At 36.0% G+C, this 26259-nt stretch carries 20 protein-coding genes and 1 other RNA gene; 12 read left to right on the forward strand and 9 right to left on the reverse strand.

Features of this window, described 5'->3' with window-relative positions; genetic code table 11:
- Positions 1-69: 69 nt before the first annotated feature.
- The 5 genes from RNZ47_RS15585 (at position 70) to RNZ47_RS15605 (ending at position 10276) form a co-directional block, all read left to right on the forward strand.
- A complete protein-coding gene (locus RNZ47_RS15585) occupies positions 70-2982 on the forward strand; it encodes a SusC/RagA family TonB-linked outer membrane protein (protein ID WP_311942521.1) in 2913 nt (970 codons plus the stop codon).
- An 11-nt stretch (positions 2983-2993) separates the two neighbouring features.
- A complete protein-coding gene (locus RNZ47_RS15590) occupies positions 2994-4595 on the forward strand; it encodes a RagB/SusD family nutrient uptake outer membrane protein (protein ID WP_311942523.1) in 1602 nt (533 codons plus the stop codon).
- A 21-nt stretch (positions 4596-4616) separates the two neighbouring features.
- Positions 4617-5744 (forward strand): SusE domain-containing protein, encoded by a 1128-nt coding sequence (locus RNZ47_RS15595; protein WP_311942526.1) that lies wholly within the window; start codon positions 4617-4619, stop codon positions 5742-5744.
- Positions 5745-5761: 17 nt separating this feature from the next.
- A complete protein-coding gene (locus RNZ47_RS15600; protein ID WP_311942529.1) occupies positions 5762-7438 on the forward strand; it encodes a SusE domain-containing protein in 1677 nt (558 codons plus the stop codon).
- A 66-nt stretch (positions 7439-7504) separates the two neighbouring features.
- Positions 7505-10276, forward strand: a complete 2772-nt coding sequence (locus tag RNZ47_RS15605) for an alpha-amylase family glycosyl hydrolase (RefSeq protein ID WP_311942532.1) — start codon at positions 7505-7507, stop codon at positions 10274-10276.
- A gap of 103 nt (positions 10277-10379) precedes the next feature.
- Here the strand turns inward: RNZ47_RS15605 and ssrA are convergent.
- Positions 10380-10775: a transfer-messenger RNA gene (gene ssrA, locus RNZ47_RS15610) on the reverse strand.
- A gap of 297 nt (positions 10776-11072) precedes the next feature.
- On the opposite strand from ssrA, the gene RNZ47_RS15615 reads away from it, so the two are divergent.
- Entirely contained in the window at positions 11073-12278 is a 1206-nt protein-coding gene (locus RNZ47_RS15615; protein WP_311942970.1) for an NAD(P)-dependent oxidoreductase, read from the forward strand.
- Between the two features lie 3 nt (positions 12279-12281).
- On the opposite strand, the gene RNZ47_RS15620 is transcribed toward RNZ47_RS15615, so the two are convergent.
- From RNZ47_RS15620 to RNZ47_RS15650, 7 genes are all read right to left on the reverse strand, one after another.
- The gene (locus RNZ47_RS15620) at positions 12282-13172 is read right to left on the reverse strand and encodes a hypothetical protein (RefSeq protein WP_311942536.1); all 891 of its coding nucleotides are present in this window, start codon (positions 13170-13172) and stop codon (positions 12282-12284) included.
- Positions 13173-13218: 46 nt separating this feature from the next.
- On the reverse strand, positions 13219-13890 hold the full coding sequence (locus RNZ47_RS15625; protein WP_311942538.1) for a DUF1361 domain-containing protein: 672 nt from the start codon (positions 13888-13890) through the stop codon (positions 13219-13221).
- Positions 13891-14117: 227 nt separating this feature from the next.
- Positions 14118-14528: a ribosomal maturation YjgA family protein gene (locus RNZ47_RS15630; protein WP_311942542.1), complete on the reverse strand. Its 411-nt coding sequence runs from the start codon at positions 14526-14528 to the stop codon at positions 14118-14120.
- A 532-nt stretch (positions 14529-15060) separates the two neighbouring features.
- On the reverse strand, positions 15061-16440 hold the full coding sequence (gene creD, locus RNZ47_RS15635; RefSeq protein WP_311942545.1) for a cell envelope integrity protein CreD: 1380 nt from the start codon (positions 16438-16440) through the stop codon (positions 15061-15063).
- 102 nt (positions 16441-16542) lie between these two features.
- Entirely contained in the window at positions 16543-17304 is a 762-nt protein-coding gene (locus tag RNZ47_RS15640) for an oxygenase MpaB family protein (RefSeq protein ID WP_311942547.1), read from the reverse strand.
- Positions 17305-17326: 22 nt separating this feature from the next.
- Entirely contained in the window at positions 17327-17620 is a 294-nt protein-coding gene (locus RNZ47_RS15645) for a winged helix-turn-helix domain-containing protein (RefSeq protein WP_311942550.1), read from the reverse strand.
- A gap of 70 nt (positions 17621-17690) precedes the next feature.
- Positions 17691-18299 (reverse strand): hypothetical protein, encoded by a 609-nt coding sequence (locus RNZ47_RS15650; RefSeq protein ID WP_311942552.1) that lies wholly within the window; start codon positions 18297-18299, stop codon positions 17691-17693.
- A gap of 160 nt (positions 18300-18459) precedes the next feature.
- Here RNZ47_RS15650 and RNZ47_RS15655 point away from each other — a divergent pair, with 160 nt between their 5' ends.
- Positions 18460-19194, forward strand: coding sequence for a slipin family protein (locus RNZ47_RS15655; RefSeq protein WP_311942555.1), 735 nt, complete (start codon positions 18460-18462; stop codon positions 19192-19194).
- Between the two features lie 179 nt (positions 19195-19373).
- Positions 19374-19742 carry a DUF1801 domain-containing protein gene (locus RNZ47_RS15660; RefSeq protein WP_311942558.1) on the forward strand — a complete coding sequence of 123 codons (369 nt, stop codon included), beginning with the start codon at positions 19374-19376 and terminating at the stop codon, positions 19740-19742.
- 1 nt (position 19743) lies between these two features.
- Here RNZ47_RS15660 and kdsA read toward each other — a convergent pair whose 3' ends face one another.
- Positions 19744-20562, reverse strand: a complete 819-nt coding sequence (kdsA, locus tag RNZ47_RS15665; protein ID WP_311942561.1) for a 3-deoxy-8-phosphooctulonate synthase — start codon at positions 20560-20562, stop codon at positions 19744-19746.
- A gap of 147 nt (positions 20563-20709) precedes the next feature.
- On the opposite strand from kdsA, the gene typA reads away from it, so the two are divergent.
- The 4 genes from typA (at position 20710) to RNZ47_RS15685 (ending at position 26255) form a co-directional block, all read left to right on the forward strand.
- On the forward strand, positions 20710-22509 hold the full coding sequence (gene typA, locus RNZ47_RS15670; protein ID WP_311942564.1) for a translational GTPase TypA: 1800 nt from the start codon (positions 20710-20712) through the stop codon (positions 22507-22509).
- Between the two features lie 343 nt (positions 22510-22852).
- Entirely contained in the window at positions 22853-24151 is a 1299-nt protein-coding gene (locus RNZ47_RS15675) for an O-antigen translocase (RefSeq protein ID WP_311942568.1), read from the forward strand.
- A gap of 38 nt (positions 24152-24189) precedes the next feature.
- Positions 24190-25158, forward strand: a complete 969-nt coding sequence (locus tag RNZ47_RS15680) for a GNAT family N-acetyltransferase (RefSeq protein WP_311942571.1) — start codon at positions 24190-24192, stop codon at positions 25156-25158.
- Positions 25155-26255 (forward strand): DegT/DnrJ/EryC1/StrS family aminotransferase, encoded by a 1101-nt coding sequence (locus RNZ47_RS15685; protein WP_311942574.1) that lies wholly within the window; start codon positions 25155-25157, stop codon positions 26253-26255. The genes RNZ47_RS15680 and RNZ47_RS15685 overlap by 4 nt, the downstream gene beginning before the upstream one ends.
- The last annotated feature ends 4 nt before the right edge of the window (positions 26256-26259 follow it).

Below are 26259 nucleotides of genomic sequence, written 5' to 3' on the forward strand. Positions count from 1 at the left end.
ACTAATTTTAACCCTGAGAAGTGAAAATATAAATAAACTAAACTATTACACTAATTTTAATAAAATTGTATGAAGACAACTACTAAAAGCTTATTGTTTTTTCTGTTTTTTGTACCCATACTCATGTTTGGGCAAACGACACTTACAGGAACAGTAACCGAGCAATCAACCTCTATTCCGCTTCCAGGGGTGAACGTCGTTATTAAAAACACGACCACAGGAACGGCAACGGATTTTGATGGTAATTATCGAATTGAGGTTAACAACGGAGACATATTGGTATTCTCTTATGTGGGCTATCAAACCATTGAAATTACCTATTCTGGGCAAGCCTCATTAAATGTTCAATTAAATGAAGATGCTGCCCAATTAAACGAAATTGTTATCATTGGTTATGGTACAACCACTAAAAAAGATGCTACGGGATCTGTGGAAGCCATTACTTCTGAGGACTTTACTAAAGGAAACATTGTTACACCAGAAAACCTATTAAGTGGTCGTGTAGCTGGTGTAAGCGTTACAACCAGTGGAGCACCGGGTTCGGGTTCTCAAATCAAAATTCGTGGTGGATCCTCCATTAACGCATCAAACGATCCGCTTATCATTATTGATGGATTGCCTATTGATAATAATGGTGTTAACGGTTCCAGAGGTGTTTTGGCAAGTATTAACCCTAACGACATTGATTCGTTCTCTGTTTTAAAGGATGCTTCGGCTACGGCCATTTATGGATCGAGAGCATCAAACGGTGTTATTATTATTGTAACCAAAAAAGGTAAATCTACCTTTAGCGCTACTTACGATGCCCAATACAGTTTTGGTGAACTAACGGACAGAGTAGATGTTTTTACTGGAAATGCTTACAGACAATTAGTGGCATCGCAACCTATAAACGGTACCACGCTTGATGAAAGCTTATTGGGTACAGCAAACACCAATTGGCAAGATGAAATTTTTAGAAATACCGTTTCAACTCAGCATAATTTATCTATGCAAGGATCGCTTTTTAAAGTGTTGCCGGCAAGATTTTCATTTGGGGTTACCAATCAAGAAGGTGCTGTGTTAACATCAGAATTTGAAAGAAGAAACTTAAGCTTAGCCTTAAACCCTAGTTTTTTTGATGACCATTTAAAAATCAACTTGAACGCAAATTTATCATTTGAAGATAACCGATTTGGTGATTCAGGGCAGATAGGCGCAGCGTTACGCTACGACCCTACGCAACCAGTTTACGATCCGTCGTCTCCATTTGGAGGTTTTTACCAACATATAGTTAGCGGTAATTTGGCAAATGGAACAACAAACCCTGTTGCAGAATTACTACAAAGAAATAATACGGGAGACTCCAACAGATCTTACGGGAATTTGAATTTTGATTACAAATTTCATTTCCTACCCGATTTAAGAGCGGTATTAAATATTGGTTTTGATGAAACAGAGGCTAAAATTATTGATTTTACCTCACTAAGTTCTCGTATACAGAATTTAGATAAAGTGAACTCGTCAAGAGGTTTTCAAAAAAGAACCAATAAATTACTTGATGGGTATTTAACCTATAATAAAACATTTGATAACATGCGCACGGAATTTACCGTGGGTTATTCTTATCAAGAATTTACCAATGAAGGCAGCAATACTGGGAATGTTAGGGATGCCTTAAGTCTTCCAAGTACCTTTGCAGACCCCGATGTGGTTTTAATCGGCTTTTTTGGTAGAGCCAATTTAACATTTCTTGATAAGTATTTATTAACCTTAACCTACAGACGAGATGGCACTTCGCGCTTTAGTAAAGACAACCAATGGGGCGATTTTCCAGCGGCAGCATTAGCGTGGAATTTAAGTGATGAAGATTTCTTAAAAGAATCTAAAACCATTTCTAGTTTAAAATTAAGAGCGGGTTACGGAATTACCGGACAACAAGCGTTTTTTGGTGCAAACGATATTTATTTAAACCGATACAGAGGTGGCGATTCTAATTCGCAATACCAGTTTGATAATATTGTGATCCAATCGTTGATAGCCTCAGAAATTAACCCAGATTTAAAATGGGAAGAAACGGCAACCATGGAGTTTGGTATAGATTACGGATTGTTTGATCAACGCGTTTCGGGCTCGTTGAACTTCTTCCAGAAAAATTCAACCGATTTATTGTTTACGGCCTCTGTGGCAGATGGTACTAACTTTTCAAACAGTATCATTCAAAACATTGGAGAGTTGCAAATTCAAGGTGTTGAGTTTTCTTTAAATGCCGATGTAGTTAAAAAAGACGATTTTACGGTAGACTTTAACTTTAACGCTACTTTTTTAGATAGAGAAATTAAAGAGTTGGCTTTAGGTCAAGATGTAAGAACCGGTGGTATTTCTGGTGGTACCGGAAACAACATTCAATTGTTGAGAGAAGGATTTTCGCCTAATTCATTCAGCGTTTTTAAACAGTTATATGACAATTCAGGCAATCCTATTGAAGGTGCTTTTGTAGATTTAAATGGTGATAACGTTATTAACGACGACGACCGTTATTTAAAGGAAAACCCAGGAGCGGATGTTATTTTAGGATTTCAATCTAACATCAATTACAAAAACCTGGATTTATCTTTCAACTTAAGAGCCAACTTAGGAAACTACGTTTATAATAACGTAAACTCTTCAAGAGCGCAATACGAGTTATTACAAGACAATGCGGTTTTAGGTAATGTACCAACATCGGTTTTGGAAACAGGATTCCAACGAACCTCTGATGTTATTATTTCGGATATTTATGTTGAAGACGCTTCATTCTTAAAAATGGATAACATAACTTTAGGATATACGTTTAGCAACATCTCTAAACATTTAAAAAGTTTAAGACTGTGGGGCGGTGTTCAAAACGTATTTACTATAACCAATTATAGTGGATTAGACCCAGAAGTATTCAATGGAATAGATAACATTATTTACCCAAGATCGAGAACCATTTTAGCTGGAGCTAATTTTAAATTTTAAAAAAAACAACTATGAAAACAAGATTTAAAATATACAAAACAATTGGGCTTATAGGTCTTTTTATCGTGGCACTTACATCGTGTACCGATGACTTGAATATTACACCTAATGACGATCAAACCACACTTAGCGAAGATCTTTTTAAAGATGAGGCCGCCTACAAACAAGTATTGGCAGGTGTTTACGCTAATTTGGCTTTAACAGGAACCGATGGTGCAGGAAACTCAAACCTTAAAAACATTGATGCGGGAACGAGTCAATTTGGACGTGTACTTTTATATGTACAAACCCTGTCGGCAGACCAAATGATTTGGTCTTACGAAAACGACCCGGGCACCAGGGAAATCCAAAGAAACTTATGGACGGCGCAAAACCCATTGTTATTGGGTATGTTTAGTAGAGCACACCTTTCAATCGCCTTGGCAAACAACTTTTTAAGAGAAACCACGCCTGAGAAATTAGACGCGAGAAGTGTGTCTACAGCTGTTAGAAACGAAATGCCAGCATATAGAGCAGAAGCAAGATTAATGCGAGCTATGGCTTATTATTACATGATGGATATTTTCGGAAAAGCAAATTTTGCAGACGAAACAACGCCTATTAACTCGCAACCAGACGTATATGAAAGACCTGAATTATTTTCTTTTATTGAAAGCGAATTATTAGCAATTGATGCAGATTTGGTTGATGCAAAACAAAACGAATACGGCAGAGCAGATAAAGCTGTTGCTTATATGATTTTGGCTAAAATGTATTTGAATGCACAAGTTTATATTAATGCAGATCGATATGCGGATTGCCTAAGCTATTGCGAAAAAATAATTGGAAGTGGCTATACGTTAGCGAACAATTACCTCCACAATTTTATGGCAGACAACAATACAAATTCTGCTGTAAACGAAATTATTTTCCCTATTATCTCAGACGGATTCACAACTCAAAACTATGGACCTACCACGGTAATGATTAATGGTTCGGTTGGTAGTTTAGAAGTAAATGGTTCAGAAGTTGGCGTTAGTGCTGGCGGATGGGGCGGCGCGCTTAGAGTTAGAAAGCAATTTGTAGAATTGTTTGATGGTTCGTTTAACACAGATACCAGAAACACGATTATTTCTGAAGGCAGACCTGTTGATATTGACGATATATCCGATAAAGATTCAGGGTACATTATTCAAAAATATTCAAATGCCACGTCAACGGGCGGTTTTGGGGTCGATCAAACTTTTGTTGATACCGATTTCCCATTGTTCAGATTGGCCGATGTATATTTAATGTATGCCGAAGCCCATTTAAGAGGTGGCGGTGGCAGCTTAACCACGGCGCTTGATTATGTAAATGCATTGAGAACCAGAGCAAATAACCCAAATACGGTTGCTGCAAACGATTTAACTTTAGATTTTATTCTGGACGAAAGAGCTAGAGAACTGCATTGGGAAGCCCATAGAAGGCAAGATTTAATTCGATACAATAAATTTACTGGTGGTAATTACAATTGGGCTTGGAAGGGCAACGGAAGCAATGGTATTTCGTTACCGGCACATTTTAAAGTGTATCCTATTCCAACAGCAAGTATGGCTGCAAATCCTAATCTTACTCAAAACGAAGGATATTAAAATTAAAAACAAATTAAGACGATGAAAAAAAATAAAATACTTTCAGCAGTTAGCATTATTGGTTTAGTTTTTCTATTCCTAAGTTCTTGCGACGATACTACTGACACATTCCAAATATCGGCTCCAACGGCGCCCATATTGGCAGATTTGAATTTTACCAGCATAGAGCTGGATGCCGTAAACACCTCTAATCCTGCACTAACATTAAATTGGGTAGAATCAGATTACGGACAACAAACGGCTGTAAATTACGCCATTCAGTTTGCTAACGACGAAGGGTTTACAAACCCGGTAACCGCAGCATCGATAACAGGACAAAGCGCACTTACATTATCTATAAGCGAAATTAATGCCGCAGCGGGTAATGCCGGTTTAAATCCTTTTGAATGGGCCACTTTATACACAAGAGTTGTGGCATCATTAGGATCGCAAAACAGCGAGCCCATAAACTCCAACACACTTCAATTTGAGGTGTACCCATATTTCAACTACGTGTTTAACGACTATTATTTAGTTGGAAACGGCACAGCGCCGGGGTGGAATAACAATGCTAACAACCCACCTTTATTTAGAGACGAGTCGAATCCAAATCTTTTTTACTACACCGGATATTTTGCAAAACCAGGTGGATTTGATGAAGGCCGATTTAAAGTTTTGGAATCAAGAGGCTTATGGCAACCGCAATGGGGTGTTACAGAAAATGAAGGGAGCGACACGCCAAAAACCGAAGGAGATATTGCCGGAAACCCCGGAACACAATCTAACGACCCCGGACGTTTTGGTGTACCAGAAACAGGGTTCTATACCTTTACCATAGATTTTTCAACAAAAAAATACACCACGCTGCCTTTTGATGCTTCGGGAATTACAAGTCCTGTAACTTTATCAATTCAAGGCTCTAGCGTAGCAACAACAGCTATGACACCTTTAGCTTTTGATGGGCATATTTGGTATGCATCAGGGTTACGATTAACACCTGGAGACGTTACGTTTATTACAGACGGAGGCGCAACATGGGGTAGCACAACTTCTTTTTCGGGGGTAGCTACAGTTGGCGGCGGATCTATTCCTGTAATTGTTGAAGACGATTACGATGTTTGGTTTAACGATTTAACGGGTCGTTATATCCTCATTCCGTTGAATTTATAATCATAAAAAAAATAGATATGAATTTATATATTAAAAAAATAAGCTTTCTTTTACTGTCATTTGCCTTTTTGTTCACAGCTTGTGAAACCGAAGAAAGCCTTACGATAACAACCCCGGAAGCCAAATTTGTTTTAAACACACCGGGTATTAGTACCGTGTTTTTAAATTTCGCTTTACCGGACAATCCAGCATTTACCATTTCATGGAATGATGAGGTAACTGGTGGGGGCACTTATAATGTAGAAATGTCTACAGACGAAGCTTTTACGGCTCCGGTTACTCTGGGAACGACTGATTCCAGTAACTTTTCAATGACGGTTGCCGATTTTAACAATGCTATTGCTAGCGCAGGCGTAAGCACTTTTAAAGATGTTGCCATTTACATGAGGGTTTCGGCTGGAAGCCAGCTTTCCAACAACATTTTACTTTTGGTTACAACCTATCCGGTTAATGCGCCAGAGATAAATAATGTAAATAACGGAGATGCTTTTGTGTTATCGCTAGACAATAACGATGTAACTGCCTTAACAGTAGAATGGGATGATCCTATTTTATATTCTTCATTAAATCAAGATGTTAGTTATGTTTTAGAAGGCGCAACGGCAGGTACCGATTTTGCAATGCCCATTGAAGCTGGTAATGTTACTAATCATAATGCCATAGCACTAACAAACGCGCAATTAAACGCCTTGGCTATACAAAGTGGCATTGCCGTAGATGCTACTGGAAATGTAGATTTAAGAGTAAGGGCAACGATTACCGATAGTGCTTCTGGTTCTGTTTTAGAAAGAATTTCATCAACGGTTACCATTTCTGTAACTACTTATTTAACCGTATTGGATTTATCAACAAACTGGGGCGTTGTAGGTGCCGTAACTGGTTGGGGAGGTTCACCGGATTTACCGTTCTGGACCACAGATGTTGATGGTGTCTTAGTGGCCTATGTTACGCTACCAACTGGTGAAATTAAGTTTAGAGAAAACATGGATTGGGCAAACAATTATGGTGATAATGATGCAGACGGAACGCTTGATGACGGTGGTGCAAACATTAATATTACAACCGCAGGCTCGTACAAAATCACTATGGATTTAAACAACCTAACTTATACCATTGAAAGCTTTTCATTAGGTATTGTAGGTGGTGCCTATAACGAATGGGGCGCAACACCGGATTTTATGTTGGAATACGATCAATATTCTGATGTGTTTAGAGGTATTGTAACTCTAATTGACGGTGAGATGAAATTTAGAATGAACAACGATTGGGGCACCAATTGGGGTGATGATGGTGTAGATGGTACTTTGGAAGAAGGTGGAGCAAACATAGTTGTAGCTGCTGGTATTTATATTGCCACTGTAAACATGAATGATTTAACGTACACTTTAGAACCCATAGATTATGTTTGGGGATTAGTTGGTGGTGCCTATAATGAATGGGGCGCAACTCCAGATGCTCAATTTACAAGAGATTGGTCACGACCATTCAATGATATTTGGATTCTTAACGATGTGACTTTAATTGATGGCGAATACAAATTTAGAGCCAATAACGATTGGGGCGTAAATTATGGAGACGATGGAGGAGATGGCGTTTTAGAAGCCGGAGGTGCTAACCTTGTTACAACCGCAGGAACATATTCTTTTGTGCTGGATTTCTCAGACCCTGCAAACCCAACGTATACTAAGAATTAGATTTATTTTATACTTAAAAAAAGGCTGATGTATATCAGCCTTTTTTTTCCTAAAACAAAATAGATAATGAAAAAACTACTATACTCATTTTTTTTATTCATTACGGTATTAACACAGGCTCAAGTGGTTACTACATCGCCTGTAATACCAACAGCTTCCGATATTATAACTATTACATTTGATGCAACCGGAACGGAATTGGACGGTTACACCGGAGATGTATATGCACATACGGGTTTGCTCACTTCTGCATCGGCAAATAATACCGATTGGAAACACGTTATCGGTTCTTGGGGAAATAATACCAATCAGCCACAATTAACACCTACAGGCACAAACACTTATCAATTGGTAATTACGCCTGATATCCCAACTTTTTATAACTCTGGTTCATCAACCGTAACCGATATTGCTATTGTTTTTAGAAACAGTACTGGAACTGCACAATCAAGACCCGATATTTTTATTCCCATTTATGCGGCTGGTTTAAATGTTAGCATTACCAATCCTTCAGATGAATCGGTTTTTGATTTGAACGATAATATTACCATAAGCGCAGAATCTAGTATAAATGCAGATTTAGAATTAAAGGTAAATAACGTTTCCGAACAAACAGCAACAAACACCACTACAATTTCCAAATCTTATACATTTATTTCAACAGGAAATTATACCATTGAAGCCATTGCAACCGAAAACAGCGAGACTAAAACAGAGCAAATTTCGGTTTATGTAAAAACACCTACTCAAAACGAAACCTTACCAACTGGCTTAAAAAATGGTTTTAACGATAATGGCGATGGCACCGTAACATTTGTTTTACAAGCGCCACTAAAAAGCGATGTTTTTTTAATTGGTGGATTTAACAATTGGACGCTCAACCAGGCTTATCAAATGAAAAAAGACGGCGATACGTTTTGGTTAACCGTAAATGGTTTAGATCCCAATACCGAATATGCCTATCAATATTTCATAGATTATAGTATAAAGGTTGCCGATCCTTATTCAATAAAGATACTTGACCCTGATAACGATCAGTATATATCAAACACAACATACCCGAACTTAATGGCATATCCAACGGGAGAAACCACGGGAATTGTTTCTACCTTTAAAATAAATGAAACAGAATATGTTTGGCAAAACACAACATTTACACGGCCCAACAAAGAAAACATTATTATATATGAAATGCTTTTGCGGGATTTCACAGAAAGCAGTTCGTATCAAGATGCCATAACACACTTAGATTATTTACAAAACCTAGGTGTAAATGCCATAGAACTAATGCCAATTAACGAATTTGAAGGCAACATAAGTTGGGGTTACAACCCATCTTTTTACATGGCATTAGATAAAGCTTATGGTACAGCAAACGATTTAAAAGCATTTGTTGATGCCTGCCACCAACGCGGTATGGCCGTAATTACAGATGTTGTTTTTAATCATTCTTATTCGCAATCGCCTTTATTGCAAATGTATTGGGATAGCGCAAATAATCGACCCGCCGCAAATAGCCCTTATTACAACCAAAACCATAATTTAGTTGATAATACGGCTGCGCATTGGGGTTACGATTTTAATCACGAATCCAATTATACGGTTAACTTTTTTAATGATGTATTGAGCTTTTGGATGGAAGAATATAAAATTGATGGTTTCCGTTTCGATTTCACTAAAGGATTTTCAAACACCATATATTCAGGTGCCAATAATTGGGCTAGTGCTTACGATGCTTCTAGAATTCAAAATTTAAAGGCTTTTGCAGATCATGTTTGGAATGATTCTCCAGGAAATGAAGCTTATGTTATTTTTGAACATTTATCCGATAACACAGAAGAAACAGAATTAGCAAATTATGGTATTTTGCTTTGGGGAAATTTAAACCATAGTTTCAATCAAAATACTATGGGGTATGCCACAGGTGCAGATATTTCATGGGCATCGTACAGCAACAGAGGCTGGAACAATCCGCATATTGTGGGTTATATGGAGAGCCATGACGAAGAACGTTTAATGGTTAAAAATTTGGCCTACGGAAATGTTAACGGTGGTTATAATGTTAAAGATTTAGGTACTGCTTTAGATAGGCAAGAAGCGGCTTCGGTTGTGTTTTATGGAATTCCGGGGCCAAAAATGCTATGGCAATTTGGCGAATTAGGATACGACAAAAGCATTAATTGTGATGGCGATATTGAAAACGGCGCTTGTAGATTAGATAAAAAACCCGTGGCTTGGACTCTAGGTTACGATTCGGATTCAGACCGATTGGACTTGTTCAATGTTACTGCAAAAATGATTCAGTTAAAAAAGCAGTTTCCTTCAACATTTAATACCAATAATTTTAATCTTGACGTTGGTGGATTGGTAAAACGTATCAATCTTTATGACAATGTTGGTAGTTTAGACGTGGTAATTATTGCTAATTTTGATGTCGTTACGCAATCTGTTAATCCTAATTTTCCGGCAACAGGAACTTGGTATGATTCATTTTCAACCACAAGCATAAATGTTGCCAATCCTACTGCGGCTATAAATTTACAACCCGGTGAATACCGTTTATATTCGCAAACCCCAAGCCTAAGCGTTGCAACAGCTGAAAAAACAAATGTTATTAAAGCCTACCCAAATCCAACTTCAGAGTTTTTTCAGATAAATACATTTGTTGAATCGGTTTCGATTTTCGACTTAACAGGAAAACAGGTAAAAACCTTTAAAGGGGATTTTAATAAAGAACACCCTTTTGATATATCTGATTTAGCACCAAATGTATATTTAGCTAAGATTAATAGCAATTTAAATGAACAGTTCACATTGAAAATCGTAAAATTGGATTAATCTAAAAAGCGGTTTTATCTGATGTTACCCAACATTAGATAAAAAATAAAAACCCTTCATATCATTGATTTGAAGGGTTTTTTAATACGTTTCAATACGCAATAAGTGGAGTCGGAGAGAATCGAACTCTCGTCCAAACAAGTAACCAAAGGGCTTTCTACACGTTTATTCTTTTCTTGTTTTTTCGATTAAAAGCTGGTTAAAGACAACCCACTTTTAACTTAGCTTCTTTAGCTTCAAAAGGGCATCAAAGCACTGCCCAATCTATATTGACATTTACGATGCCTCAAAATGGAACGCCGTCAATCAAGGCTTTCCGGAGACATAAAGCTTGTACACCTTGTGTACCTAGGCTAATCTTACTATAAATTCAGATTATGCAGCTAAAGCGTAGTTATTCTCGCCGTTTAAAATTTGGTCTAGCCTTTTACGTGTTTCAATGCCATTACACGACGTGCTTACCGTTCAATTAATCTCGCTGTCAAAACCAGTCGACCCCTTTATTAATTTGTCACTTCGAGTGATTTTTATTTAAAAATCGTATCGAGAAGTGGGCGTTACCCACTTTTGCTTTTAATGGCAAAAGTGCGTCAGGCTTTCGGCAGTCGCTTTTTTTGCGAAAAACAAAAAAGAGCTTCAACAAATGCCTCAATCCTTAACGCGGGCTGCAAAGGTATCAAAAAGTTTTAATAACTAAACAGATACCGTATATTATGTACAAAATTTATACCAAATTATTAGTTGTCAGTTAATAAAAATTTTATCAAATTAGCACAAACAAATTAAATAAATGTACATCAAGTTTGCCATCATCAAAGAACGTAAAAACCCACCAGACCGACGGGTGGTATTCTCTCCCGAAAAATTTGCAGAAACCAAAACAAAATTCCCCCAAGGAGAATTTAAGGTGGAAGCGTCCAATATACGTGTCTTTCCAGACCATCAATACAAAAACAAAGGTTTTAAGGTAACAAACGATGTGTCAGATTGCGATGTGTTAATTGGCGTAAAGGAAGTGCCCATTAAAAATTTAATACCCAATAAAAAATACTTTTTCTTTTCGCATACCATAAAAAAGCAACCCTATAATCGCAAATTGCTAAAAGCTATTCTAGAAAAAAACATAGAACTTTACGATCACGAAACCATTGTAAATAATGAGGGATTTCGGTTAATAGGCTTTGGGCGTTATGCGGGTTTAGTTGGTGCTTACAACGGGTTTAGAGCTTTGGGTTTAAGAGATAACCTGTTCAATCTCCCAAAGGTGGAAACCCTTGCGGACTTAGATGCCGTAAAAGCAGAATTAGATAAAATCGAGCTGCCAAATATTAAAATAGTACTCTCCGGAACCGGAAAAGTAGCCCAGGGCGCCAAAGAAATTCTGGACCATTTAAACATCAAGCAAGTTAGTGATGCTTTGTATTTAACCACAAAATTTACCGAACCGGTGTATTGTATGGTCGATGTTATGGAATACAACAAACGTAAAGACGGAAAAGTAGGCGACAAGGCCGAGTTTTATGCAGACCCAACAGATTACGAAAGCAATTTTATGCCCTACGCCAAAGTATCCGATTTTTTTATAGCAGGTCATTTTTACGGGAACAATGCCCCCTTTTTATTTACCAGGGAAGATGCCAAAAACCCCGAATTTAAAATCAATTTGGTTTCCGATATCTCTTGCGATATTGATGGCCCCATAGCTTCAACCATACGGGCATCGACAATTGCAGATCCGTTTTATGGCTACGACGCGCAAACCGAAAGCGAGGTGGCTTTTAATGCTGCAAACGCCATAACCGTTATGGCCGTAGATAATTTACCCTGCGAACTCCCAAAAGACGCCAGCGAAGGGTTTGGCGAAATGTTTTTGGAACACGTTATTCCTGCATTTTTTAATAACGATGCCGATGGAATTTTGGAACGCGCCAAAATTACCGAAAATGGAAAGCTCACCGAACGCTTTGCTTACTTACAGGATTATGTTGATGATTTGGAATAGTTTTTAATTGACTATTTGTTTTCCAATAGCTTTTATGGTTTCTTGAACTTCTGCGTTTAAGTCCAAAAAACCTTTTTGGTCCGGCGTATCAAAACCGCTTGGGAGCAAATAGGAGATGAGGGCGATAACATCATTTTCTTTTTTGGCCAATTCGTAATAACTGTTTGCCATCTGTATTAAAACCGATTCCTTAAAACCTTCATCGCTGTAATAATCCAGCCATTGCGATTCCATTATCAATACAAGTCTTTGGTTGCTATTGGTTCGTTTCGATTTTACAAGCTTCAATCGGTTTAAGTATTCGGGGTCGTTTAAAGGGTCTAAAGTGGCATATCTGTCAAAGCCAATCCAACCTATATCATCGGTTATCTCTAAATTATCGATAACATCGGGTGCTTCAATAACCATAATGGGAATGTTAGGAAATGCCTGTTTTATAAATTTGGTGATGGTGGCTAAATCGGCCATATTCATGTTGTTCCAAGCAGGTTCGTCGGCAACGGTAAAAGCTGCAACTTTTTCAGAAGAAATAAACGTGTTATTAGTTTTCCAAGTATTGAACAATTCAGCATAATTGCTTAATAATTCATATCTAATTCCTGTTGGAGAACCCGAATCTACAACAGGATTAATAAATAACCCTTGAAGATGAATAATAACTTTATTGTTGTTTAGCGTGTTTGTTTCTACTCTATTTTTCAAGCTAGTTAAATCTGTGGTGCACATATCTACAAGGTTTACAAAATCGTCCACATGGTTTAAATAATTAGCGCCACAATCTGTAATGGCAAACCCAAAGTATTTTAGGTGCGCGGTGTTTTGGTTTTTGTTATGTTCGTTTTTAGAGCAAGAAACGAGCAGCAAAAATGAGACTATATATAGTTTAACTGTCATTTATTGTTTTTTACTTAAATATAAGACGAAAATTATTGGGTTTTAGTTACAGGCTATTTTTATTGGTATTATTCAAATTTTTAAACACCAATAAGCCAACGGTTAAAAAAGCGCCAAATAATAAAACAAATAACCACGCCAATTTATTGGCGTAGGGTTGTATAATCATATTTAAAATATCGGTTATTAAATATTTTGAATGGCTTAAAATTTCCCAAGAATTGTAACGTAAAAAACGCCCTAAATACACGCCGAAACTAGATAAAAACAGAATAAATATTACGCCGTAGTTTAATAATTTATCTTTAAAAAAAGGTTTTAAAATAACTTTCATATCTAAAATGGATAAATAAAACAATAGCAATCCGTTAGCGGCAAAGGCACTCACCATTAGTATATCTAACCAAATAATAGGAGCGGAGCTGAGTTGTAAATGAATTAAATCGGTAACTATATAAGGGGCATTGGGTAAAAAAAGCAGCCAAACGCAAAACCAAACCAAGAGTGCAAATTTATTAAGCTTGGGGAGGCTTAACAAATATGTGGTTATGGCAAATGGAACGGCTGCTAAAAACAAGTTCCAGACCAAAAACAAGTAGAAAAAGGAATGCGTCAACTTCATTCTAAGCATAAGTAATACAATGCAAAAAGCCATTGAAGTACTTAACAGTGCGAAGGTTTTAAATCGGTTTATAAAGAGGTGTTTTATGTTATCCATGGTTGTGATTTTAATGAGACCTGTCAGGTTTTAAAAACGTTACTGTTCGAAAGTTAAAAACTTACGATAAGCTGTTCCCGTCCGCGGAGGGGCTAGGGGTGGGTTTTATATTTTCACTTCTTTAACTGACCGGTTGTGTTAATTTACCCACCCCTAACCCCTCCAAGGAGGGGAATTAAATGCGGTTTGGTTTTAAATAAAAAACTAGCTGTTTTCATATATTATGCTCATTTTTTTGCCAATATTTCGTCTTCCGAACTCTTATGTTTTAAAAACCTGAAAAATCTGGTTTCTATAATTAATACAGTAATGATGCCCAACGTATAAGCCACTAAATCTGAAACATGAAATGTGCTGCCCAAAACAAGTTTTGCCAATTGGTTATTTTGAAGATTGAGCAGTTTTAAAAGATTTACTAATTGTAATAATTCAATAGTAAAAGCAAATACCAAAACCAGAATGGCAAGCTTAAAGGAGTTGATTTTTATGAAGCTTTTAAAAAAACAATAGATTAAAATAACAACCAAATAATCGCCAAAGGTATGGCGTATAAATCCGCTTTTTAGAAACATGGCAATACCTATTTCTGTAATAAACAGAAGAATGGTTATGGTTAAATAGGTTTTGTTGAGTATCATAAAGTTTCAATTAAAATATAGAAATATAAAATGGCTATTGGAATATTTAATAAAACAAGACCGCAAGTTTTTAACAATTCTAATCTTTGATTTATATAGCCTATTAATGAAAAAACTAAAGCTATTAGTAATATGGAATTTATTATTACTGCTATTAGAATGAATATGATTCCTGGGTATATGAATACAACCGATTTTCTAAAATATAATTGAAGCACAAATAATATAGTGCCAATTGCAAAACTTATTATAGCTATGGCTTTACTTGAATTTATTAAATCTTTCATTTTTTTATGGTATGACTTTTCAAATATGTTTTTGACTGTCGATTTATCACTATACCCAGCAAACAGGTGCGTTAGCGATTGAAACGGCATCCTTTTTAAACTTGAGGGAAATGCATTATTGATAGTGCTAAAATTTGGCAGATTGCCGTGTCCTTCGTCCTCGTAATGACGTTTAAAAAGATATAGTGTAAAGCGCGACCCCGATGTTTTCGGGGTAACGCCCAAATAATTAGTGTTTAATGAAATCATCCGTTGTTCCAATCTATTTTTCGTGATACAAACATGACGATGGCGAGTATTAAAAACAGGCCGATACTGCCTACTAAAAGCGCGTAGTTTTCCAATTGGATGATGACGTAAATAAAGGTGTAAAGTGCGGTTAGCGATAGCCCGATGAATAGCGGGAACTTAAATGTTTTTAATATGGATTTTGAGTACAGGGTGATGAGCGCGATTACCGAAATGCCTGCGATGACGTAGGCTTTTAAAAAGTTGCTGTGTTCAGATATGGAGACGAGCAGCGTGTAAAACATGGTGAGTGCGAGCCCAATCATTAAATACTGAAACGGGTGGATGTTTATTTTGCTCAGGGTTTGAATGAGGAAAAATATTAAAAAGGTAAGCCCGATAACCAGGAATCCGTATTTTGCGGAGCGTTCGCTTTTTTGGTATTCGTCGACCATAACCATGAATTTTGTGCCAAATGCAAACTGATTTAGCTTTGGTATGTTGTTTAAATGCAGTTGCGAAAAGGCTCGGTTTATGTGCAGCACTTTCCAATGGGCCTTAAAGCCATCTTTGGTTATTTCCTTGGTTTCGTCGTTGGGCAGATAATTGCCCATAAAACTGGGGTCTGCCCAATTTGATGTCATGTCCATGGTGGTTGTTTTACCAATAGGAATTATTTCTATTTGCTCGCTTCCGTTAAAAGTCATATCGAATTCGAAATTTTTTGGGGCTTCAAATGGCAAATCTTCTTTTTTAATGAATGCGGATTCCAATTCGTTTAAATAGGAATTGTTGGTGTTGTTGAAATTGGTTTCGAAAGCGTATTTTGAGTGATTTAAACTGATGAGCATTTCGTTTTTAATGCCTTTTAAATTTGAGGTTTTAATGATGATTGTGGCTTTGTTCCAAACAATATCGGCGTCTTTAATATCTTTTAATGCGAGTTGGGGTTTTATGTAGTTTCCTGAAAAATTCATTTTAGAGGTATAAACCGCCGACTCGAAATTGCCGCGTTTTAGGGTTTTTGAATCTACCGAAACCTTGGTGTTTAAGCTTTCGGGAAAAATGTAAGCATACTTTATGTGGGTTTGCGTTTCGGTGGAATAGGTGTTTGATTCTTTATTATAAATGGTGGTTTCTTTATAGGTTTTGTACGGCAATTTTAAAATAGGGCCATAAACCAAAACATGGTTTCCCCATTTATCGTTTATCTCGTTAACCACATCAGCTTGCCTAAAAGCACGTTCGTTAATTAAACTGTTTATGTAAGACAGTGGTATGAGTAAAATAATGACTAAAAACCCTACCATAAGCATACGTGCCGTAATGGAGGTTTTTAACCAGTTGCCGAATTTGTTTTGCTGTTTGTTTTCCTGTGGTGTGTTTGAGCGTTCCATAATGCGTGTTTAATTTGTTTTTTATTGTTTTAGAAATGGTGTTTATCACATTTAAAAGTACTTTGTTTTTCAAAGTATAAGATTAAAAAAATATGTTCGTTCTCAATTGGTTTGATTGAGGGCTCTAATTTGGGTTTTGTATTCCAGTGGTAAAATGATGGCTTTTAAAAATGTATCTAGATTGATGGTTCGGCTTATTTTGTATAGCGGTATCAGCGGTTTTAATATTGAAAAGGATTTGAGGTGCAACAATTCCCGAACCGGTTTTGGTGTGATTAGTATTTGTGATTCCAATAGCAACCTATACCTCAGTAAACCTAAATGTTTTCGGTATTGTTTAAGTAAATCTTTGGTAAATGAACCATGGTATAAATTTTGATTGAGATGCAATAAGCGCATGGCTTTAAAACCCTCATAGGTTTTTGGTAAATCTTTTATTTCCATCTGTTGGCCGACTTCTAAAAAAACATGAAATACGTCTTCTTTTTCGTGTGTTTTTAGCGGTCGTTCTAAAATTTCAAACGATCTTATAGAGTAGTCTATCAACATAAAAAGTACATCTTTATAAGCCCAATTTGGTATGGGTTTTCCGCGTTTTTTTTCTACCGAACGGTGTATGGCATTAATATGCTTGATGGTTTTAAATGCCGTTTCCTTTTCTGAAAACACAATGCCTCGTGCGTAAGCCACCGTTGAAAACAATCGTCCTAAAGGATCTTTTGGAAGCTTGCCGGTAAAATACAACCAATCCACAGCTTTGTTAAGCGCAAATTCTGCCGAAGCTCCAGCAAAAATTAGGAGAATAGTATCGCTCTTTCCCCATATTTCCCTAACTATTGAATTTTTGTCTACGAAATAATTCATCTTTTTTCGACTTTATAAGCCATTATTGTTTGTTAATCAATTTTTCAAGGGCGTCAATATGCTTTTTAAATTCCGCTCTTCCCAGTTTGGTGGTTGAATAACGCGTGTTTGGTTTTCTGCCAATAAATTGTTTTTCTACTTTTATATATTCCGCTTTTTCCAAGGCTTTGGTGTGGCTTGCCAAATTGCCATCGGTGGCGCCCAAAAGTTCTTTTAGCATATTAAAATCGGCATACTCGTTAACCATTAAAACAGACATGATGCCCAGTCTAATTCGGTGGTCGAATGCTTTATTTATGTTGGTTATAATGCTCATTTTTTAATATTCAGTCAACAGTACTCAGTTTGCAGTCTTTCTTTTGCGACTTAGCGTCTTTGCGAGAACATTACGTCCTGTCATATTTAAAATGCATCCAAGTGCCATAAACAATATGCATAATACCAAAACCCAATATCCAAAGCCAAAATCCGTATCCGGGAAACCAAGCGCAAATTAAGCCTATAATAATTTGAATATAACCTAAATACCGGATATCGCCTATGCTGTATTTTGAGGCGTTTACCAATGCCAATCCGTAAAACATGAGCATTAACGCAGCAGTTTGACCGTATTTTTGCTGATTTAAAATGATTAAAATATACAAACCACCAACTACCAAAGGAATTAAAAAGTTAATTACCAATCGTTTTGATGTGGCGTTCCAAATTTTCGCTCCCTGTTGTTTTGCTTTTTTGGTGGTTAAAAAGATGCCCGTTAAAATACTTAATGCGGCAACCAAAAATAAATCGAGCATAACCAGTCTGAAAATTTTACCATCTAAAATTAATGTACCATTGCTGTATGCCATAACGAGCCAATAGGCTATGGCAGCGCCAATAAGCGCATAAATGCCAGCAAGGATACCTGATAATCCGCTAAGTGATATAAAACGAGAGGATTTGTTCATTAAATCCTTTATCTCGCTAATGTCTTTTAAATAATCTTTTGATTCCATATAAAAGTACTTTGAATTGCAAAGTAAATAAATTATTTCAAATAGAACAATAAAAGTTTTCTTAATTTTTGTTTTTCGACCTTATAATTGTTTTAAAGATGGGTCCTTTTTTCGTTGAAATTCATTATCTTATAGTGTTATTAATTTAAAATAAAGTGTCATGAATCCAATATTAATATTTACGATATTTATTATCGTATTCATACTTTCGGGGATACGGATAATTTATGAGTACAAACGAGCTTTAAAATTTAGGTTTGGTAAATATATTGAAACACTACAGCCTGGGTTTAGATGGATTATTCCGTTAATAGAAACCATACAAGTTGTTGATATTAGGGTTATTACCATTAATGTGGTTTCTCAAGAGGTTATGACCGAAGACAATGTGCCTTGTAGTATTGACGGGGTTGTTTTTTTTAAGGTTATCGATCCGGAAATGGCGGTGTTAGAAGTTGAAGAATATACCTTTGCCATTACACAGTTGTCGCAAGCGGCCTTACGGGATGTTTGCGGTAAGGTTGAATTGGATACCATTCTGTCTAAACGTGAAGAAATGGGGAACAATATTAAAAAGATAGTAGAAGTTGAAACCAAAGATTGGGGTATAGATATTATAGATGTGAAAATAAAGGATATCCAACTACCCGAAAACATGAAGCGCATGATGGCTAATCAGGCAGAAGCAGAGCGTTCTAGACGGGCGCGTATTATTTTGGCCTTGGCAGAAGAGCAGGCTGCAGGTAAATTACTAGAAGCAGGAAAATTAATTGATCAATCGCCATCAGCCATAAAGTTGAGGTTGTATCAAACCTTGTCTAATATAGCAGCAGAGAAGAATTCTACCATTTTATTCCCTTTTCCTGAAGAAGTATTGCCAAAAAAATCGAAGTAAAAAAAGACAAATTACATGCTTTTTTTAAGAGAACGAAATTGAAAAATTATCGAAAAAGAAAACAATTATGTTGTCTTTTTCTTTTTTGATAGGTTTTACATAACGGATTTCAATAAGTATTTACGCTAAAAACATACCGCTTTATTTAGTGTTTATGCTTAAATTATTAAATTAGCATTGTGAATCCTGCCGAAGTCTATATATTAAACCAACCCGAACCCTTTCGTTCAATTTTGATGCATATTCAGGTGATTATAGAGCACACCATTCCTAATGCAGCATTAAAATACAAATGGCGGATTCCTTGTTATTACTTAGGGGAAACACCGGTTTGCTACTTAAATGCCAGTCATAAAAAGCAATTTGTAGACGTGGGTTTTTGGCATTCGGCGTACCTCTCAAAATTTGATGAACACCTAGTTAGCGAGAATCGTAAAGTAGTGAAATCGCTGCGTTACCACACTTTAGAAGATATAGATAATGATATATTTATAGCCATTCTAAAGGAAGCTGAAAAACAAAAAGGGAAATCGTTTTATAACAAATAGTTTAAAGACTATTTATTGTTTTTCTGATAGCCACTAAATTGGTTAACAGACCTTCCAAATTATCCAAATGCAACATATTGGCGCCATCACTTTTAGCATTTGCGGGATCAAAATGTGTTTCAATAAACAAACCATCAACGTGGTTAACAATACCCGCACGAGCAATGGTTTCAATCATATCCGGTCTGCCGCCTGTAACGCCAGCACTTTGGTTGGGCTGTTGTAGCGAGTGCGTAACATCTAAAACCGTTGGTGCGTATTGGCGCATGGTTGGAATACCTCGAAAATCCACAATCATGTCTTGGTAGCCAAACATAGTGCCTCTATCGGTTATCCACGCTTTATCGCTACCAGCATCCTTTACTTTTTGTACGGCGTGTTTCATAGCTTCCGGACTCATGAATTGCCCTTTTTTTAAATTGACCACTTTACCGGTTTTGGCAGCGGCAACCACCAAATCGGTTTGGCGTACCAAAAAAGCAGGAATTTGCAGTACATCAACATACTGCGCCGCTAAAGCAGCATCGCTGGTTTCATGAATATCGGTAACCGTGGGCACATCAAATTTTTCTGAAACTTTAGCTAAAATCTCTAAAGCTTTTTCGTTTCCAATACCTGTAAAACTGTCAATTCTACTTCTATTGGCTTTTTTAAAGCTGCCTTTAAAAACGTATGGAATGTCCAGTTTGTTGGTTATGTTAACTACTTTTTCGGCAATTCTTAAAGCCATGTCTTCGCCTTCAATGGCGCAAGGGCCACATAAAAGAAAGAAGTTATTGGATTGTGTGTGTTTTATTTTTGGGATATCTTGAAGCTTCATAAAAAATGGTTTCAGCAAATTTAAGGCTACAAAGATACTAATTCAGAATTCTAAATTCAGATTTTTTGAATTTTCAATGAATAAACACAATAATATATTCATTATTTATAAGTAACTTTGCACGCCCAAAAAAAAGGAGCATATATTATGGCTAACATTAAAAACATTGCAATCATTGCGCACGTCGATCATGGTAAAACCACTTTGGTCGATAAAATCATGTACCACTGCCAGTTATTTCGTGAGAACGAAAACACGGGTGATTTAATTTTGGATAACAATGATTTAGAACGTGAAAGGGGAATTACCATTACCTCAAAAAACGTATCTGTAATTTATAAAGACACCAAAATTAATATTATCGATACGCCTGGTCACGCCGATTTTGGAGGTGAAGTGGAGCGTGTTTTAAATATGGCCGATGGTGTTTTGCTTTTAGTTGATGCCTTTGAAGGCCCAATGCCACAAACTCGTTTTGTATTGCAAAAAGCCATAGATTTAGGTTTGAAGCCATGTGTGGTAATTAATAAGGTGGATAAAGAAAACTGTACACCAGATGAGGTACACGAAAAGGTTTTTGACTTAATGTTTGAGCTTGGCGCCGAAGAATGGCAATTGGATTTTCCAACCGTTTACGGTTCGGCAAAAAATAATTGGATGAGCGATGATTGGCAAAATGAAACCAAAAACATTGAGCCTTTGTTGGATATGGTTATCGAACATATTCCAGCTCCTAAATTACCAGAGGGCAATACGCAAATGTTGATTACATCTTTAGATTTTTCGTCGTTTACTGGACGAATTGCTATTGGGCGTTTAACGAGAGGCGAATTAAAAGTAGGACAAAATATTTCGTTGGTAAAGCGCGATGGTTCTATTGTGAAAAATAAAATTAAAGAACTGCATACTTTTGAAGGTTTAGGGCGTTTAAAAGTAGACGAGGTTCAAACGGGTGATATTTGCGCCATTGTTGGTCTTGAAGGTTTTGAAATAGGCGATACCGTTGCCGATTTTGAAGCGCCAGAAGGTTTAAAAACCATTGCTATTGACGAGCCTACGATGAGTATGTTATTTACCATTAACGACTCGCCGTTCTTCGGGAAAGACGGAAAGTATGTAACATCTCGTCATATAAAAGACAGATTGACTAAAGAATTGGAAAAGAATTTAGCACTTCGAGTTGAAGAAACCGATAGTGCCGATAAATTTATGGTTTTTGGTCGTGGCGTTTTGCACTTATCGGTTTTAATTGAAACGATGCGTCGCGAAGGTTACGAATTGCAAATTGGGCAACCCCAAGTAATCATAAAAGAAATTGATGGAGTAAAATGTGAGCCAGTTGAAGAAATGACGATTGATTTACCCGAAGAAGTTTCAGGTAAAGCCATTGAAATGGTTACCCTGCGTAAAGGCGAAATGCTAAGTATGGAAGCCAAAGGAGACCGTATGGTTTGCGAGTTTATCGTGCCGTCAAGAGGTATTATTGGTTTGCGTAATCAGTTGTTAACCGCTACGGCTGGAGAAGCTATTATGGCCCACCGATTTAAAGAATACCAACCGTTAAAAGGCGGTATTCCAGAGCGTCAAAACGGAAGTTTGGTATCTATGGAGAAAGGACAGGCCATTCCGTATTCTATTGATAAATTACAGGATAGAGGTAAGTTTTTTGTTGATCCGGGTGAAGATATATACGAAGGACAGGTCATTGGTGAAAACTCTCGTGGTGATGATATGACGGTTAACGTAACCAAAACCAAAAAGTTGAGCAACGTGCGTTCTTCAGGGGCTGACGATAAAGCTAAAATTGTTCCGGCAATTAAGTTTTCTTTAGAAGAAGCTTTGGAGTATATTCAAAAAGATGAATATGTTGAGGTAACACCGAAGCACATACGTTTACGTAAAATATTTTTAACGGAAGTTGAGCGTAAAAGAAATAAATCCATCTAATGTCATGCATTAGCAAAAAAAATAAAGAGAAATTCTAATTAGGGTTTCTCTTTTTTTATGGCTTAAAAAAAAAGGTTTTTGGGAACTACGGAAACGGCGTATATAGGCAACCGTTTTGCCATTACCCGTTTTCAATAAATGTATTTCACTTGGTTATATGGCATGGGCAGCGTTTCTTCCTAATAATTTCACAGGTTTTTATCTATACTATTATTAAACTAAATACGTTAAATGATTTTGTATATTTGGTTCATTCAGAAAACACACATTTCATAGTGGTGTTTTTAAATAAAAAATGGCATTAAATTATAAACCTTTTTAAGAAAAAGTAAATTCATATTAATTGAAGAAATTAATAGATTACATAAACAATAACGTTTTAATAAAAATTACTTCGCTAAAAACAGCTGCCATTTTAACTAGAATGATTGCTGGTATATTAACATCAAAAGCCATTGCTGTTTTTATTGGGGCTGAAGGTCTTGCGTTAATAGGTAATTTACGAAACTTTGTTGGTTCTGCCCAATCTGTAGCTATACTGGGGCTATATAAAGGCTCTGTAAAGTATATAGCGGAATATAAAGATAACATAGTTAGGTTAAGCAAAACCATTTCTACGGTTTATTATTTTGGTTTTGTATCTTCAATTTCGGTGTCGCTTTTATGTTATTTTAATGCAGAAAATATCAATAATTTAATCTTCCCAAATTACAGCAACTATGCTTATGTAATTAAAATATTTGCTTTTGTACTGCCCTTTTATGCTTTGAATATGTTTTCGTTTTCCATAATGAATGGCTTTTCAAAGTATAAAATACTCATTATAATAAACATTATAGGTCAGATTTTAGGTGTGTCCATCACCTTGCTATTGATTTATCAAAACAATATAGATGGGGCCTTAATTTCGGTTGTCATTGCAGAATCCTTAATATTTTTAATCACTTTGGTAGGCATTATAAATAGGCGTAGTTTAACACCGCTTATTCAGGTGAAGCAAGTTAGTTTTGCCTATTTTAAACGGTTGAGCTCGTACTCGATCATGGCGTTGTTTTCGGCTGTTTTGTTACCCCTTGTTGCTTTGGCAATTCGATCGTACATAATTGAAAACATAGGTTATAAAGATGCTGGTTTTTGGGAGGCTATGACGCGCATATCCAAATACTACTTAATGTTGGTTAGCTCGTTAATGGCACTTTATATTTTACCCAGATTTACTGAAATCGATACGGTTAAGGAATTTAGAAAAGAAGTTTTTGGATTTTATAAAACCGTAATACCCGTATTGGTGCTTGCTTTATTTTTGATATATTTATTAAAGCCATTTATTGTAACGCTTGTTTTTACTGAAGAATTTAAACCCGTTGAAGACTTGTTTTTATGGCAATTATTGGGCGACTTCTTAAAGGTTTTATCTTTGGTGATAGCCTATCAGTTTTTAGCAAAAAAAATGTTTTGGCACTATGTGGTAACCGAAACATTTTTAGTGGTTATTTTGTATATAACAAGTGTGTACTTTATTAATATGTTTGGCGTAGTAGGAGCAGTGATAGGGCATTTTGTGAGTTACTTAATGTACTACGGCATCATTTTATTAATATTCGGAAGCTCGCTTTTTGGGGTGGAAGTTGAAAAGGATTAAAAACAAGGCTATAATTGTTTCTTGTCAAAACACTAATAATGGAAGATTACAAAGTAGTTAAATATTCATCATCAAATTATAAGGAATGGAATGATTTTTTGGATACATCTAGAAATGCAACATTTTTATTTCATCGTGATTTTATGGAATATCATTCTGATAGGTTTAGGGATTTTTCGTTGCTGGTATATCGTAAAAACAAATTGATTACGATATTGCCCGCTAACTTAGATGGCGAGTTGCTTTATTCTCATCAAGGTTTGAGTTATGGCGGATTTTTATTGCCAAATAAAGTTGCTTTTAAAACTGTTTTTGAAGCTCTCAAATGTGTTTTGGTTTTTTTAGAACGTAACGACATAAAAAAAATTATTCTTAAACAAATACCCAAGATATATTGCAATAAACCTTCAGATGATTTAGATTATCTCATGTTTATTTTGAAAGCCAAATTATTTAGACGTGACCTTTCAATGACCATAAAATTAGATAAAAAAAATCAGTATTCTACACTAAGGAAACGAAAAATAAAAAAAGCCCAAAATTTAAAGTTTGTAGACGACACTGACTTGCCCTCGTTTTGGAATTTAATATTAATACCGAATTTAAAAAAAAAATTTAACGTAAAGCCCGTCCATTCCCTTGAAGAAATAACAAGGTTGAAACAAACTTTCCCCTATAATATTAAACAGTTTAATGTTTTTGATGATGACGGTTTATTGGCAGGGTGCACTGTTTTTGAAACTGAAAAAGTAGCGCATTTGCAGTATGTTTCAACCAAAAAAAATATTAAAGACGGTGCATTAGACTTTTTGATTCATCAACTTTTGACAACAGTTTATAAAAACAAGACGTATTTCGACTTTGGGATTTCAAATGAAAACCAAGGAAAGAATATCAATTTGGGGTTGCTCAATTGGAAACAAAGTTTTGGAGCATCACCCATAGTTCATGATTTTTATGAGATAAAAGTCAACAGCCATCCTTTGCTAAACAATGTGATGCTATGATAAGGTTTTTAGATTTAAAATTAGTAAATCAGCGTTACTACGACGTTTTTAAAAAATCATTCGATAATTTTTTAAACAACGGACACTATATTTTAGGAGAGCAAGTTATCGGCTTTGAAAAAGAATTTGCAGCTTATTGTGGCACTAAGCATTGTATTGGGGTGAGCAATGGATTGGATGCTTTGGAACTTATCTTTGAAGCTTATAAAACCTTGGGTGTTTTAAAGGTAAATGATGAGGTTATTGTACCGGCCAACACCTACATTGCCAGTGTTTTATCTATTAGTAATTCAGGTTTAAGGCCAGTTTTGGTTGAGCCAAACATAAACACGTTTAATATTGATCCTTCTCTAATTGAAAAGGCAATAACCTCAAAAACTAAGGCTATCTTGGGGGTTCATTTATACGGACGACTTTATGATGTTGAGCAGTTGGAAAAAATAGCAATAAATAATAATCTGGTTTTAATCGAAGATGCAGCACAAGCGCATGGAGCTGCTACTATAGATGGTAGAAAAGCAGGAAATGTTTCAAATGCTGCGGCTTTTAGTTTTTACCCCACTAAAAATTTAGGTGCTTTGGCTGATGCTGGAGCGGTTACCACAAATGATAAAGCGCTTGCTGATGTTATTTTTAAAATGAGACATTACGGAAGAGCATCCTCTTATGAAAACGATATAAAAGGGCGCAATTGTCGATTAGACGAAATTCAAGCTGCATTTTTAAGGATTAAATTAAAACACCTTAAAACAGACAACATTAGAAGACAGGGCATTGCAAGAACATACTTTGAGCTAACAAAAAACGAAAAAATTATACTTCCTCACTGCAAAATCCTTAGTCAACATGTTTTCCACCTGTTTGTTATTCGGAGTAATAAAAGAGATTTACTTAGAGAATATCTTTATAAAAATGGTGTGGAATCCATAGTTCATTACCCAATACCAATACATCATCAAAAAGCGTATCAAGAATTTGGCAGTTTAAAACTGCCAATTACAGAACAAATCCATAATGAAGTCTTAAGTGTACCTTTAAATACAGGATTGAATAGTGAACAGGTTCTTAAAATAGTAAAGCTAATTAACAGTTTTTAATTCT

Source organism: Hwangdonia seohaensis, assembly GCF_031932625.1.
Lineage (GTDB): Bacteria > Bacteroidota > Bacteroidia > Flavobacteriales > Flavobacteriaceae > Hwangdonia > Hwangdonia seohaensis.